This is a genomic window from Exiguobacterium alkaliphilum (assembly GCF_018138125.1).
Lineage (GTDB): Bacteria > Bacillota > Bacilli > Exiguobacteriales > Exiguobacteriaceae > Exiguobacterium > Exiguobacterium alkaliphilum.
On record NZ_CP073101.1, the window covers coordinates 78824 to 91232 of the forward strand.

16 protein-coding genes are annotated in these 12409 nt (G+C 53.5%); 9 read left to right on the forward strand and 7 right to left on the reverse strand.

All coding sequences use genetic code 11. The features are described 5' to 3' along the window. The first annotated feature begins 30 nt into the window (after positions 1–30). A complete protein-coding gene (locus KB235_RS00450) occupies positions 31–555 on the forward strand; it encodes a GNAT family N-acetyltransferase (protein WP_034816774.1) in 525 nt (174 codons plus the stop codon). 33 nt (positions 556–588) lie between these two features. Here KB235_RS00450 and cbpA read toward each other — a convergent pair whose 3' ends face one another. Continuing rightward, positions 589–1224: a cyclic di-AMP binding protein CbpA gene (gene cbpA / locus KB235_RS00455; RefSeq protein ID WP_211780085.1), complete on the reverse strand. Its 636-nt coding sequence runs from the start codon at positions 1222–1224 to the stop codon at positions 589–591. Between the two features lie 187 nt (positions 1225–1411). Here cbpA and pdxK point away from each other — a divergent pair, with 187 nt between their 5' ends. From pdxK to bshB2, 3 genes are read left to right on the forward strand one after another with little or no spacing between them, the layout of a single operon-like run. Continuing rightward, entirely contained in the window at positions 1412–2236 is an 825-nt protein-coding gene (gene pdxK / locus KB235_RS00460) for a pyridoxine/pyridoxal/pyridoxamine kinase (protein WP_034816775.1), read from the forward strand. A 55-nt stretch (positions 2237–2291) separates the two neighbouring features. Beyond that, a complete protein-coding gene (locus tag KB235_RS00465) occupies positions 2292–2663 on the forward strand; it encodes a YojF family protein (RefSeq protein WP_034816776.1) in 372 nt (123 codons plus the stop codon). After that, the gene (gene bshB2 / locus KB235_RS00470) at positions 2660–3313 is read left to right on the forward strand and encodes a bacillithiol biosynthesis deacetylase BshB2 (RefSeq protein ID WP_211780086.1); all 654 of its coding nucleotides are present in this window, start codon (positions 2660–2662) and stop codon (positions 3311–3313) included. The genes KB235_RS00465 and bshB2 overlap by 4 nt, the downstream gene beginning before the upstream one ends. 163 nt (positions 3314–3476) lie before the next feature. Here the strand turns inward: bshB2 and KB235_RS00475 are convergent, their stop codons facing one another. The 5 genes from KB235_RS00475 to nhaC form a co-directional block, all read right to left on the reverse strand. Then, positions 3477–4307 (reverse strand): undecaprenyl-diphosphate phosphatase, encoded by an 831-nt coding sequence (locus KB235_RS00475; RefSeq protein ID WP_034816778.1) that lies wholly within the window; start codon positions 4305–4307, stop codon positions 3477–3479. Positions 4308–4451: 144 nt separating this feature from the next. After that, the gene (locus KB235_RS00480) at positions 4452–5555 is read right to left on the reverse strand and encodes an MFS transporter (RefSeq protein ID WP_211780087.1); all 1104 of its coding nucleotides are present in this window, start codon (positions 5553–5555) and stop codon (positions 4452–4454) included. A 133-nt stretch (positions 5556–5688) separates the two neighbouring features. Next, on the reverse strand, positions 5689–6201 hold the full coding sequence (locus tag KB235_RS00485) for a type 1 glutamine amidotransferase domain-containing protein (protein ID WP_034816779.1): 513 nt from the start codon (positions 6199–6201) through the stop codon (positions 5689–5691). A 70-nt stretch (positions 6202–6271) separates the two neighbouring features. Next, a complete protein-coding gene (locus KB235_RS00490) occupies positions 6272–6862 on the reverse strand; it encodes a DNA-3-methyladenine glycosylase (RefSeq protein ID WP_034816780.1) in 591 nt (196 codons plus the stop codon). Between the two features lie 258 nt (positions 6863–7120). Continuing rightward, positions 7121–8497: a Na+/H+ antiporter NhaC gene (nhaC, locus tag KB235_RS00495; RefSeq protein WP_211780088.1), complete on the reverse strand. Its 1377-nt coding sequence runs from the start codon at positions 8495–8497 to the stop codon at positions 7121–7123. 211 nt (positions 8498–8708) lie between these two features. On the opposite strand from nhaC, the gene queC reads away from it, so the two are divergent. From queC to queF, 4 genes are read left to right on the forward strand one after another with little or no spacing between them, the layout of a single operon-like run. Further along, entirely contained in the window at positions 8709–9353 is a 645-nt protein-coding gene (gene queC / locus KB235_RS00500) for a 7-cyano-7-deazaguanine synthase QueC (protein WP_034805173.1), read from the forward strand. Continuing rightward, the gene (queD, locus tag KB235_RS00505) at positions 9350–9805 is read left to right on the forward strand and encodes a 6-carboxytetrahydropterin synthase QueD (protein WP_029333810.1); all 456 of its coding nucleotides are present in this window, start codon (positions 9350–9352) and stop codon (positions 9803–9805) included. Before queC ends, queD begins: the two co-directional genes overlap by 4 nt. Then, on the forward strand, positions 9805–10500 hold the full coding sequence (queE, locus tag KB235_RS00510) for a 7-carboxy-7-deazaguanine synthase QueE (RefSeq protein WP_211780089.1): 696 nt from the start codon (positions 9805–9807) through the stop codon (positions 10498–10500). Before queD ends, queE begins: the two co-directional genes overlap by 1 nt. An 11-nt stretch (positions 10501–10511) precedes the next feature. Continuing rightward, entirely contained in the window at positions 10512–11000 is a 489-nt protein-coding gene (gene queF / locus KB235_RS00515; protein ID WP_029333812.1) for a preQ(1) synthase, read from the forward strand. Between the two features lie 26 nt (positions 11001–11026). On the opposite strand, the gene KB235_RS00520 is transcribed toward queF, so the two are convergent. After that, positions 11027–11659: a TVP38/TMEM64 family protein gene (locus tag KB235_RS00520; protein ID WP_211780090.1), complete on the reverse strand. Its 633-nt coding sequence runs from the start codon at positions 11657–11659 to the stop codon at positions 11027–11029. 116 nt (positions 11660–11775) lie between these two features. On the opposite strand from KB235_RS00520, the gene KB235_RS00525 reads away from it, so the two are divergent. Continuing rightward, positions 11776–12285 carry a hypothetical protein gene (locus tag KB235_RS00525; RefSeq protein WP_034805178.1) on the forward strand — a complete coding sequence of 170 codons (510 nt, stop codon included), beginning with the start codon at positions 11776–11778 and terminating at the stop codon, positions 12283–12285. Positions 12286–12409 lie beyond the last annotated feature (124 nt).

Below are 12409 nucleotides of genomic sequence, written 5' to 3' on the forward strand. Positions count from 1 at the left end.
CAAATGGGGTACCAGAAAGGAGTGGATGGGATGACAATCTCGCTCGTTCCTTTGAAAGAATCGTCACAGGACATCGTCAAGACGTTCAACCGCTGGAACAACGATCCCGAAATCGTTCATTTGATTCGACCGGCCCGCTCGGAAGAAGAACTCACCGTCGAGCACAACTTGACGGTCGAGTCGTTAGCAGAACGACTCCAGACACACGATATCTTTTTGATTTACGCGGACGACCGCCTCGTCGGTGAAGTGAACGTGATGTATGACGCCGCCCACCTTTACAGCCAAGAGCCTGGAAGCGCCTGGCTCGGACTCGTCATCGGCGAAATGGTCGGCCGTGGCAAAGGCGTAGGGACATATGCGCTCACCCTCTTAGAAGCACGGCTCAGGTCCCAAGGCACCCCGCGCATCGAGCTCGGTGTATTTGCGTTCAATGAAGCGGCCCGGCACCTCTATGAAAAGCTCGGCTACGTCGAGATTGCCCGAATCAAAGGATTCACGTATTGGAACGGAACGTTTCACGACGACATCCGAATGGAAAAACGACTGACATGAACAAGACCTCCTTCGCGTGAAGGAGGTCTTGTCTCAGTTGTTTAAATTCTCGACTTCGACGACACGGAACCCTTTTTGTTCGAGTTTCGCGACAATCTTATCTTTCATCGGCTCCTCGACGTCCGGTGGTAACGTGATCAACACGCGGCGAAGCACTTTGCTCTTCGCGTCGAGTGTCATTAAGCTCGCAATGGACGAGTACTTGCTGACGATTTTCGTAATCTTCTCAAGCGCTCCGGCTTGTTCGCTGAGTGCGATCGTGACGACGTAACTCCCCGTATCACGGCTCCACGCTTCTTCGAGCATCCCGAGCATCTTCCCGTGCGGCAAGATGCCGTAAAACTCGTTGCTCTCGTCTTTCAACACCGCGATGTACGGCAGTTCTTTGATGGAGAAGAACACTTTGAAGAACCCGTCCGACTCGTGGACATATTTTTGCGTATTTTTGATGAGCGTCAAGACATTATCGTCTAGGCTCCCCTCGTTCATGCCGTGACGATAAATGTGCATTTTATAAATGTTACCGCGGAAAAACGTTCCCGTCTCATCCAGGACAGGTACGCAGCGATACCCCGTTTTCTCGAGCGTGTCGAGCGCTTCCCGTAATGTCGCCGTTTCACTGATGGTGACGACATCTTTTTTCGGAATGCATAAGCTGTGCACTAACATGCGATTTTCCTCCTACCCAATTGAAAGTGGTCTACACCCTATTCATTACTATTCCCCAAATATGATTGAAATCCTCCTCTCGTTTTTTGGAAAGTTGGTCCGTCACTTTCTAAACATGGGATTTGTCGTAACGTCAAAAAGTCGTTATAGTGAAACTATCCAAACAGACAAAGGGGATTGAACGACTATGACGATGAAAAAAGCTTTAACGATCGCCGGTTCGGACACGAGCGGCGGTGCAGGGATTCAAGCGGATTTGAAGACGATGGAAGAGCTCGGTGTGTACGGTATGACGGCGCTCACGGTCATCGTGGCCCAAGACCCGCATAACGCCTGGCACCACGAGGTGTTCCCAATCGACACGACGTTGATCGAGAAGCAAATCGACACCGTCCTCGCCGGAATCGGGGTCGATGCGGTCAAGACAGGCATGTTGCCGACGCCTGAGATTATCGAACTCGCGTCACGTAAAATCAAAGAGTACGGCATCGAAAACGCCGTCGTCGACCCGGTCATGGCATGTAAAGGTGCCGATGAAATCTTGAACCCGGACGTCGCTATCGCTATGCGCGAGCATCTCGTCCCGGTCGCCAAAATCATCACACCGAACTTGTTTGAGGCACGCATGCTCGCTGGTCTCGACAAGACACCTTCGACGATGGAAGAAATCAAAGAAGCGGCTCGTTTGATTCATGAGCTCGGCGCTGAGATCGTCATCGTCAAAGTCGGTGGCAAGCTCGGTTTCGATACGGCGTTCGATGTGCTCTATGACGGCAATGAATACCGTCTCCTCGAGAGCGAGAAAATCGAACCCGCCTTCACGCACGGCGGCGGTTGCACATTCTCGTCTGCCATCGCGGCGTCACTCGCAAACGGCCATTCGGTCGACGAGGCCATCGAAATCGGCAAAGCGTTCATCACAGAGGCGGTCCGTCATTCATTCCGACTCAATCAGTACGTCGGACCGACGAACCACACGGGCTACCGTAAAAAACTAGCAACACAATCCTGAACGGGTGACCCGGGGCGCATGCTTCGGGTCATCGTTTCCATTGGAGGAGAGAAGTGTGAACACGATTCAACCTGAAGTGATTCAAGCTTATTTAAACAAACACGTGACGACTCCGCTCTACGCGCACGTCGAGACGACGAACGGCGCTTACGCCACTCATAACGACCCTGATTTCCATAACGCCGGCATGTTCATCCGAAATGTCGTCATCGAATATAGCATCGGACAAATCAAAGGCCATGGACCTTACCGCGTCGGATTAAAGCTCGACCACGGCTGGCTCTATGTAGAAGGTCTGACCGACTTCGAGTTGCATGGGGATCAACTACTGCTCGCCGGACACGACCGCCTCGGCCGTCTCGCCTGCGCGCTGCATCTCGACCCGAAACCGCTCCCACAAGGAGCCACGGAGGTGGAAGACCAATGACCGGACCGTTACTCGTCATTTTCCCGCATCCCGACGACGAAGCGTTCAGCTCCGCCGGGACGATTATCCAACATCAAAAGCAAGGATTTCCTGTCACGTACGTCTGCTTGACGCTCGGTGAGATGGGACGAAACATGGGCTCCCCGATTTTCACGACGCGTGAAGAGCTTCCAAAAATCCGCAAACACGAACTTGAGGAGGCCTGTGCCGTCATGGGCATCTCGGACCTTCAAATGTGGGGACTCCGGGACAAGACTGTCGAATTCGAGGACGAGGCCGAGCTCGCCGCCCGATTCCGCGCCTTGATTGATGAAGTCAAGCCGGCACGGGTCATCTCGTTTTATCCGGGATATGCCGTCCATCCGGACCACGAGGCAACGGCACGCGCCGTCGTGCGTGCCCTCCAAGAGATGGACGCGTCCGTGCGACCTGAATTTTTAGGCGTCGCGTTCGACCATCGTACCGAAGCCGATCTCGGAAAGCCACACGTCATCATCGAGGTCGGCGATGAGAGCGCGGCGAAGCGAGAAGCACTCTTCGCCCACCGCTCGCAGACAGAAGGTCTCCTGCGTGCCATCGATCACGCAGAAAACGCCCACGTCATGGAGTTACTCCAACGTGAGCGCTTTTATCACTATCCGTTCTCATGATTCATATGCGAGACGCGTCACGTACAGCAATGTACCGACCGTCCCAAGACCAATCAACGTTCCTAATACGACAACGATATGTTCCATGTTCTCACCTCTACTTGGTTTTACGAACTGTCTGAACAATAGGTTTCAACGACGCGTGCAGCTTGCACGCGTTTTTTTAGAAATACAAGAAATAAATGACAGCCGCCAACACGATCCGATAAATCGCGAACGGTGTCAGTTTCACTTTATTGATTAACTTCAAGAAAAATTGAATCGACAACAGCGCGAACAAGAAAGCGCTGACGAAGCCGACAAGGAATACCGGTAACGTCTCCATCGTGAAGTAGTTCCACTTGCTGTAAAGCGATAGCGCACTCGCCCCGAACATGATTGGCACGGCCATGATGAACGTGAAATCCGCTGCTGCGCGGTGACTCATCCCGAGGAGGACACCACCTGAAATCGTCGAGCCCGACCGTGAAAAACCTGGCCAAAGTGAAAAGCATTGAATCAATCCGACACCGAGCGCTTGTTTGTACGAAATTTCATCGAGCGTCGCCGTCGTCTGACGCTTCACGCCCGACAAATCAGCCGCAATCATGAAGAACGCCCCGATGACGAGCCCGATCAATACCGTCTTGACCGAAAAGAGATGCGTATCGATATAGTCTTCAAACAGTAGGCCGAGCACCGCTGCCGGCAACAGGCCAATCAAGATATGTAGCAGATTCAACTTGTCGGTCTGACCGCGTCGGAACGAGACCAGCTCCTTCGGATTCAATAACTGTTTAAACCGATTCCGAAACACGACGATGACCGCTAAAATCGAGCCAAGTTGAATCACAATCTTGAACGTGTTCGCGACTTCCTGTCCTAAAAATGCGCTCGAATTGAGCCACAGGTCATCGACGACAATCATATGTCCCGTAGACGACACCGGTGCGAACTCGGTCAACCCTTCGACGACACCTAACAAAAAACCGATGAACAACTCATACCATGACATAATGTTTCTCCTGCTTCTGTATTGGTTCTAATCATACATCGGGATGAGTCGTCCCGCCCTCGGTCTTAAGACGTAAAAAAGAGGGCGTTACGCCCCCTTTCCCCTTGTTTTAAAAAAACAAGCGGTTCAATGTGCTTCATCGATTTACATTTTTTTTGCGTGGTAGAGACACACGACAGCACCGATCATCAGAAATGCGCTAAATAAAGTACGTTCAGCTCCCACGACAAACAATAGACCGAGTGCAATGATGCTTCCATGCAACAAGACCGAAACCGACGATTCGGTCGTCGCACGGATGGCAGAAGGGACGCGGTGATGTAGCACCCCTAAATAAATTGGCTCAATCACGCCTGCGAAGCATGCCATTATGGTCATCCATATGAGACCGAATGGGCTTGGAACACTGCCGAGTAGGAGAAAGCCAATCCCGATTCCCCACCCGATGATACGATGCCAACGCTCGGCCGAGGCGACTCGTAGTAGATGCGGGGCGAGCAGTTGTCCCGGGATTTGGATGAGCAACAAGCCAGTCGAGATGGCCCCGAACCAATAGATTGGGACGCGAACGTCTCGTGCATACAGTTGCCAAAACTCTTCGACAAAGTTGAACGCACCGAGGACGAGGACAAACGATACGGTCAACGTGAGAAACAATCGGTCGCTCCATAGAAAATAGAAACCGGCCCGTAGCTGACGCCATGTCATCACCTCGTCGTGTGTGGTCCGAGTCGGTTCAACGAGCAACAAACTACAGCTCGTGGCAAAGAAAAGGCTACCAATCGACACGATATAATTCAACTCAAACGAGAACATTGCCGCAAGTAGACTTCCGCTAAAGGCTGCCACGACAGCAGCAACTAGTCCGATTGCGTTTAAGCGGCCAACCCATCGTTCGAACGTGGATTCCATTCCGCCTTGTTCGAGTGTTTCATACAAAAGTGCATGTTCCGTCCCACTCCGACAGACCGCACCGACCGCGGACAAACTGATGGCAATCGCGAAACCAAGAAATGAAAACGACCATAGCAACACGACAAACGAGCACCATTCCAGTGCGATTCCGAGTTGAAGCAGACGACGACGTTCCATATGATCGGCTAACACACCGGCCGGAACTTCAAGCAACACCACGATGATGGCGTAAAGGATCTCGATATAGACGACTTCTTGAATCGTAATGCCACGAGATTCCCAAAACAGCCGTTCAATCGTATAGGCCGGAATCAACGCTTCAAACCAACGCATCCCACTGAGTAACCCGATATTTCGACGAACTTAACTAGGTGATCGTGCTCTTCGCTTCATATCTCATCTCCTCCTTAATTCTCTATTCCCGATTTCACGAAAAAAGCCACGGAACGTGTCCGTGGCTGAGCGATTATTTTAACAGATTGAGCATCTCGCGATTGAACGCCGGGATGTCATCCGGTTGACGGCTCGTGACGAGCTGTTCTTGGCAAACGACGACTTCCTTGTCGGCGTACTTCGCACCGGCGTACTCCATGTCGACTTTAATCGACTTGTAGCCCGTTGCGTCGCGTCCTTCTAATGTTTTCGCCGTAATCAACAACTGTGGTCCGTGACAAATCGCGAACACCGGTTTTTTCGCATCCATGAACGCTTTCGCGAATTGGACGAAACGGTCGTCTTCACGAAGCAAGTCTGGCGAGAAGCCGCCCGGTAAGAGCAGGGCATCAAAATCTTCTGGCGAGACGTCATCGATCGCTTTATCGATCGTCACTTTTGCTTCGCCTTGCTTCCCTTCAATCGTGTTCCCTGCCGATTTTTCAATCGTGACGACTTCGTGGCCCGCTTCCACCAACGCGTCGCGTGGCTCTGTAAACTCTACGTCCTCAAACATATCTGTAATTAACGTTGCTACTTTTGCCATGTTGAAACACTCCCTCAATTTGTTTTTTCACACATAGGGAGTGTTCCACTCGACCTTCTCCGTTAAACCTTCAGCGATACTTTGAGACGTACGGGTTCGTCCGTTCGAAGAATCGGTACGGGTAGTCTCGCGCCTCCCCGGTGTTCGGGATACCGACGCGAGGCCCGGCCTCGACATCCGTCACGGCTTCCCCTTCGACAATGAAGAGCGGCTCGTGTTGAAGCGAATGTCCGTATAAGTCCATCGTGATACCGAGCGCTTTCGTCAACTTACCCGGCCCGTTCGTCTGGTCGACCGGCTTCAAACCGGGACGGTGCTGGTCAATCAACGCCTGACCTTGTATCGGTTCGACCGCGCGAATCAAGACGGCCTCCGGTGTCCCGACCGGTCCGCTGACGACGTTCAAGAGCGTATGCGTGTGCATCTGATACGTGTAGACGTGACCCGGCAGGCCGAACATCACCTCGGTTCGATTCGTCCGTCTGCCGCCAAAGCTATGCGCCGCCCGATCGATAGCACCGAGATACGCCTCGGTCTCGACAATCTTGGCGATGATTTCGCCTGTCGGATGCTGATGGACGAGATAGTGCCCGAGTAGCGAACGGGCGAGTTCGAGTGTCGGTTGTTCGTAAAAGTCTTTAGGCAGTCGTTTCATCCTCATCCCTCCTCACTTTAGTTTCTCAAATGACGACGGGGCGCACAAAGAAGATGCCCGTTTCACAATCCGGTCGCGATGCGCAGGTTTTTCATGAGCAAGCGAGAAACTGTATTGTAGTAGAAAGTGAGGCGAACGCGCTCCTCGAACAGTTCGGAGATACGTTGTGGGAACTTGAGAGCTCTTATAAGCCGATTACCTAAACGACACGATGAAACGTAAAACGATCCAGGACCTCGATTGGTCCTGGATCGTTTTGTGTACTTACGATGCGAGCTTCATCGCATCACGTTGCTTTCCCAACTTCACGTAGCCGAGAATGACCGAGAAGATTGGACTGAGCCAGAGGAAGAACGCGAACGGTGCGTATTCGAGCACCGGTACGCCGAGTGTCGCGGCGAAGAACGCACCCGACACGCCCCATGGAATGAGCGGGTTGATGACCGTCCCGCCGTCTTCGAGCGCACGCGACAAGTAACGCGGATCGATGCCACGGTCGACGAACCCTTGTTTGAACGCCTGCCCTGGGAGCAAGATCGACAAGTACTGTTCGCCGGCGAGCAAGTTGACGCCAATCGAGCTCAAGACGACCGACAACACCGAGCTACCCGGTGACTTCAAGCGTCGGAGCAACGCATCGACGATTGCTTGGAACACACCGAGCTCTCGGAGCAAGCCACCGAACGCGAGCGCGATCAAGACAAGGCTGACCGACCAGAGCATCGACTCGAGACCGCCGCGGTCGAGCACGGCCGCAATCGTTTCGTTTTCAACACCTGACTGGAAACCGCCTTGCATGACACCGAACCAGTTCGAGATGTTCCAGTTCCCTTGTACAAATCCAGCCGTCAACACACCGGCCAACATCCCGACGAGCATCGTCGGCAACACCGGCATGCGGCGGAATGCGAGCACGGCGACGAGAATCGGCGCGAGAAGTGTCACCCAAGACAAGTTGAACCGGCCTGCGAGCGCGGCTTGTGCTTCCGCGATTTGGGCCGTGTCCGCGGCTTGACCGCTCCGACCGAGAATCGTGAACAAGACGAGTGTAATTAAAAAGGCTGGCACCGTCGTCCCCATCATGAAGCGGATGTGGTCGAACAGTTTGACACCAGCGACAGCCGGTGCGAAGTTCGTCGTATCCGAGAGTGGGCTCATCTTGTCTCCAAAGAGTGCACCCGAGACGATGGCCCCGGCGGCGAGCGCCGGTGAGATGCCAAGCGCCATCCCGATTCCAAACAAGGCGACCCCGACGGTACCGACCGTCGTGAACGCGCTCCCTGTGAACGTCGAGACGATCATCGTGATGAGCAAGACGCTCGGTAAGAACCATTGTGCTGAAATTGTATCTAAACCGATGGAGAGAATCGTCGCCACCGTGCCGGACATCTGCCATACGCCAATCAACATTCCAATTAATAATAAGATCATAACCGGCATGATGGCTTCACGAATTCCGTTGATCATCGCCGTTTCGATTGTTTTGAAATCACGCGTACGATAGTATGCGTACACCCCTACTAGTACCATTGTGCCAAAGATCGCCATATGTGGCGTCGCTTTGGCCAAAAACATCAGTGCGAGCAAGGAAATCCCGCTCAACAGCACGACGAATACAGCCTCTTTTCCTTTCATCTGCATCGACGTCCCCTCCTTTCAGTTCCATCTTTTTATTTTGCCTAACCGCTTAAACGCTTTTATGCACGAAAGTGTGTCAGTGATGTTCTTTACTATACCGGCTTCTCTTTACCCTGTCAAACAACTTTTTATGGTAAAGTAAACGCTCGAGGGTGACCTCCGGAGTTCGTAACCTCCTCCGACATCAAAACTAGCGAAAAAGGAAGTGTGCATCATGCAACACGAAAAAGCATTGGTCGTCTTCAGTGGCGGTCAAGATTCAACCACTTGCCTATTTTGGGCAAAACAACAATTCTCTCACGTGGAAGCTGTGACGTTCGCCTATGGGCAACGCCACGACGCGGAAATCGAGGTCGCAAAAGAGATTGCGGCCGAACTCGATGTGCCGCACCACATCCTCGACTTGTCCTTACTCGGGCAACTCACATCGAACGCGCTCACGCGACACGATCTCGACATCGATAATGCGGACGTCCCAAATACGTTCGTCGATGGACGCAATCATCTCTTCTTGTCGTTCGCAGCCGTCATGGCGAAACAGCTCGGTATGCACCACATCGTGACCGGTGTGTGCGAAACTGACTTTTCAGGCTATCCGGACTGCCGCGACCAATTCATCAAATCACTCAACGTGACACTCAACTTAGCGATGGACTATCCGTTCGTCATCGATACGCCACTCATGTGGCTCGATAAGAAACAGACGTGGGAACTTGCCGACCGTCTCGGTGCGTTCGACTACGTCAAAGAGCGGACGCTCACGTGCTACAACGGCATCCTTGGCTCAGGCTGCGGCGAGTGCCCAGCGTGTGTGCTTCGTCAAAACGGCCTTGACGCGTACGAGGGGGTGCGTGTATGAAGAACGCCCCGTTCCTCGCCCCGACGAGCGTCGAAGCCAAACAAGACGGCTCGCTCATCTACTGTAAACACCGCGTCCAAATCGTCAAAGAAGTGACGTTTGACGCCGCCCACCACTTGTTCGATTACGACGGCAAGTGCCGTGCGCTCCATGGCCATACGTATAAACTGCAAATGGGCATCAGCGGCTTTTTAGACAACCGCGGGATGACGCTCGACTTCGGTGACTTGAAAGCCATCTTCAAAGAAGAGCTCGAACCGTATCTCGACCATCGCTATTTGAACGAATCGTTGCCATATATGAACACGACGGCCGAAAACATGTGCTATTGGATTTTCGAGCAGCTCGCCAAACACTTGCCTGACGAGCGCGACGTCCGTGTCGAGTTCGTCAAACTGTACGAGACGCCGACGTCATACGCCGAGTTCCGCCGCGAATGGTTGGTGGACTGATGAAAATCCCGGTCCTCGAAGTATTCGGCCCGACGTTCCAAGGGGAAGGCCGCGCCATCGGACAGAAGACGATGTTCGTCCGGACCGCCGGTTGCGATTATCGCTGTTCGTGGTGTGACTCCGCCTTCACATGGGACGGCTCGGAAAAACCAGACATGCTGTCGGCCGATGCCATCATCGAACGGCTTGACGCACTCGGTATGTACGACTACGTCACCATCTCTGGCGGCAACCCGCTCCTCATCGCCGGCATGAAAGACTTGGTCGAGAAATTGAAGGCACGTGGCGTCAAACTCGCCGTCGAGACGCAAGGGAGCCGCTATCAAGACTGGCTCACGCAAATCGACGACGTGACACTCAGCCCAAAACCGCCCTCGTCCGGCATGTCGACCGATTGGGAGAAACTCGACGCCATCGTCGAACGCCTCCGCCCGGAACAGACGACGTTCAAAGTCGCCGTGTTCGACGAAATCGATCTCGCCTACGCGAAACAAGTCCAGACGCGCTATACGCCGGACGTCATGTATTTGTCGGCCGGCAACCCGGAGCCTAGTGCGGACGGTGACATCACCGACGCCCAACTCCGTCGCTTGAAACAATTATGGGAAGACGTCGCGCGCGACCCTTCGTGGCAAAGCGTCCGTGTCTTGCCGCAGCTACACACATTACTGTACGCCAACGAACGTGGCGTCTAAGGAGAATGAATATGAGACCAGAAGACTTACAAGACTTGTCGCTCCTCGGACAGAAGAGCGTCCCATACATTTTTGAATACGCACCGGACGTCCTCGAGGCGTTCCCGAACCGTCACCCGGAGAACGATTACTTCGTGAAGTTCAACGCCCCGGAGTTCACGTCGCTCTGCCCGATCACGAACCAACCGGACTTCGCGACGATCTACATCTCGTACATCCCGGACGAGAAGCTCGTCGAGTCGAAATCGCTCAAACTCTATTTGTTCAGCTTCCGTAACCACGGAGACTTCCACGAGAACTGCATCAACGTCATCGGGAAGGACCTCGTCAAGTTAATGGAGCCGCGCTACCTCGAAGTGTGGGGCAAGTTCACACCACGCGGCGGCATCTCGATCGACCCGTACTACAACTATGGGAAGCCGGGCACGAAATACGAAAAAATGGCGGAACATCGCCTCTTCAACCACGACCTCTATCCAGAGACGGTCGATAACCGCTAAACGAAAAGTAGGTGCCCACGGGGCGCCTACTTTTTTTGGTAGCGATGGATTTTTCGTTTAATCGGCTCGCGAAACACGGTCGCGACGAGCGTCAAGACGGCGAAGACGATTAACGCGAGGACAATCATCTTGAAGTCCCCGGTCGCAATGCTGCTGCCGAGAAAGTTGTTCGCGAACGCGCCCGGGATCATGCCGACGACGGTCGCGAGGACGAACGCTGGCAGCTTCACTTTCGCAAGGCCCGAGACGTAGCTCACCAAGTCGAAGTTGAGGACGTAGAAGAAACCGTCCTCCTCGATTTTTTGTTGTAGTTTTTTATAATCGGTCGATTCAAAGTGGTTCAAGAAGCGTTCCCCGAACCGGGTCGCCACGTAAAAGGCGACGAGCGCACTGAGCGTCGCCCCGATAATCGTGTATAACATACCCGGCAACGTCCCGAACGCGAGCCCCCCTGCAATCGACAGGACGGACGCGGGGAAGAGGATGAGCGGACGGAACGTATAGAGGAGGATGAATACGACCGGTGCCATCCAGCCGAACGCTATGATATAGTCCCGAATCACGCCCGGGTTCAAGTCGATCCATTGATAGAGGAGCGTCGCCGTCCCAAAGATGAGCAACACGCTAGCAATGATCCATTGCGTCTTCCACTTTTTCACTGAAACGACCCCCTCTCTTTTTACCATCATATCGTCTCGCCCCAAAAAAGTAACGTCTTCCTTTTTTCGGCAATCCCGTTATGGTACGGTAAGAAAAAGCAGAAGGAGGACTCCCTATGTACTTGGCAGATGCCATCAAACTGAAGAGCCTGCTCCATAAGCAGATTGATAAGTTGTTAGAAGAAGTCGAGCGCGTCGCGTTCATCGAGCTCGAAAAAGATGAACCGCTCCCGACGATCCAGTCGCGTTCGCTTGAAGACATCGAAGTCGAACTCGAGTCGATTCGGCGTGATATGCGCCGTCTCGACCGCCTCGTCTACGAGGCCAACTTGAAGACGGTGATTGAGACGCACGACGGCCCGCTCCCGCTCGTCGAGGCGATTGAGTTCGCCATCCAATTGCGTGCTCAGGCCCGCATGTATCAAGACCTATCCGAGCGACCGAAGCGCGAGTTTCAATACGGTTTTGGTGAAGGGACGGCCGTCATCAAGCATGCGCTCTATGACCCGGAGCTATATCGCTTGAAGGCGATTGACGTCGAGAAACGGGCGAATCGCATCTCGAACGCCATCAACGCGGCCAACTATCGGACGGAGATCGACTTTGACCCGAGTCGATACATGTGACCTTGGCCCGGTGAGACTCCGGGTCAAGGATTGGCGCCAAACTCTCTCCAATGCGACTGGATGCGAACACGGCCATGGACCAACCAATCACCGATGACCGATGACACGTTCACCTGTCACTCGT

What these genes read in the sequence shown, in the direction of transcription:
- KB235_RS00450 (WP_034816774.1), top strand. Translation starts at nt 31, where the DNA reads ATGACAATCTCGCTCGTTCCTTTGAAAGAATCGTCACAGGACATCGTC.
- cbpA (WP_211780085.1), bottom strand. Translation starts at nt 1,224, where the DNA reads ATGTTAGTGCACAGCTTATGCATTCCGAAAAAAGATGTCGTCACCATC.
- pdxK (WP_034816775.1), top strand. Translation starts at nt 1,412, where the DNA reads ATGACGATGAAAAAAGCTTTAACGATCGCCGGTTCGGACACGAGCGGC.
- bshB2 (WP_211780086.1), top strand. Translation starts at nt 2,660, where the DNA reads ATGACCGGACCGTTACTCGTCATTTTCCCGCATCCCGACGACGAAGCG.
- KB235_RS00475 (WP_034816778.1), bottom strand. Translation starts at nt 4,307, where the DNA reads ATGTCATGGTATGAGTTGTTCATCGGTTTTTTGTTAGGTGTCGTCGAA.
- KB235_RS00480 (WP_211780087.1), bottom strand. Translation starts at nt 5,555, where the DNA reads ATGCGTTGGTTTGAAGCGTTGATTCCGGCCTATACGATTGAACGGCTG.
- KB235_RS00485 (WP_034816779.1), bottom strand. Translation starts at nt 6,201, where the DNA reads ATGGCAAAAGTAGCAACGTTAATTACAGATATGTTTGAGGACGTAGAG.
- KB235_RS00490 (WP_034816780.1), bottom strand. Translation starts at nt 6,862, where the DNA reads ATGAGGATGAAACGACTGCCTAAAGACTTTTACGAACAACCGACACTC.
- nhaC (WP_211780088.1), bottom strand. Translation starts at nt 8,497, where the DNA reads ATGCAGATGAAAGGAAAAGAGGCTGTATTCGTCGTGCTGTTGAGCGGG.
- queC (WP_034805173.1), top strand. Translation starts at nt 8,709, where the DNA reads ATGCAACACGAAAAAGCATTGGTCGTCTTCAGTGGCGGTCAAGATTCA.
- queD (WP_029333810.1), top strand. Translation starts at nt 9,350, where the DNA reads ATGAAGAACGCCCCGTTCCTCGCCCCGACGAGCGTCGAAGCCAAACAA.
- queE (WP_211780089.1), top strand. Translation starts at nt 9,805, where the DNA reads ATGAAAATCCCGGTCCTCGAAGTATTCGGCCCGACGTTCCAAGGGGAA.
- queF (WP_029333812.1), top strand. Translation starts at nt 10,512, where the DNA reads ATGAGACCAGAAGACTTACAAGACTTGTCGCTCCTCGGACAGAAGAGC.
- KB235_RS00525 (WP_034805178.1), top strand. Translation starts at nt 11,776, where the DNA reads ATGTACTTGGCAGATGCCATCAAACTGAAGAGCCTGCTCCATAAGCAG.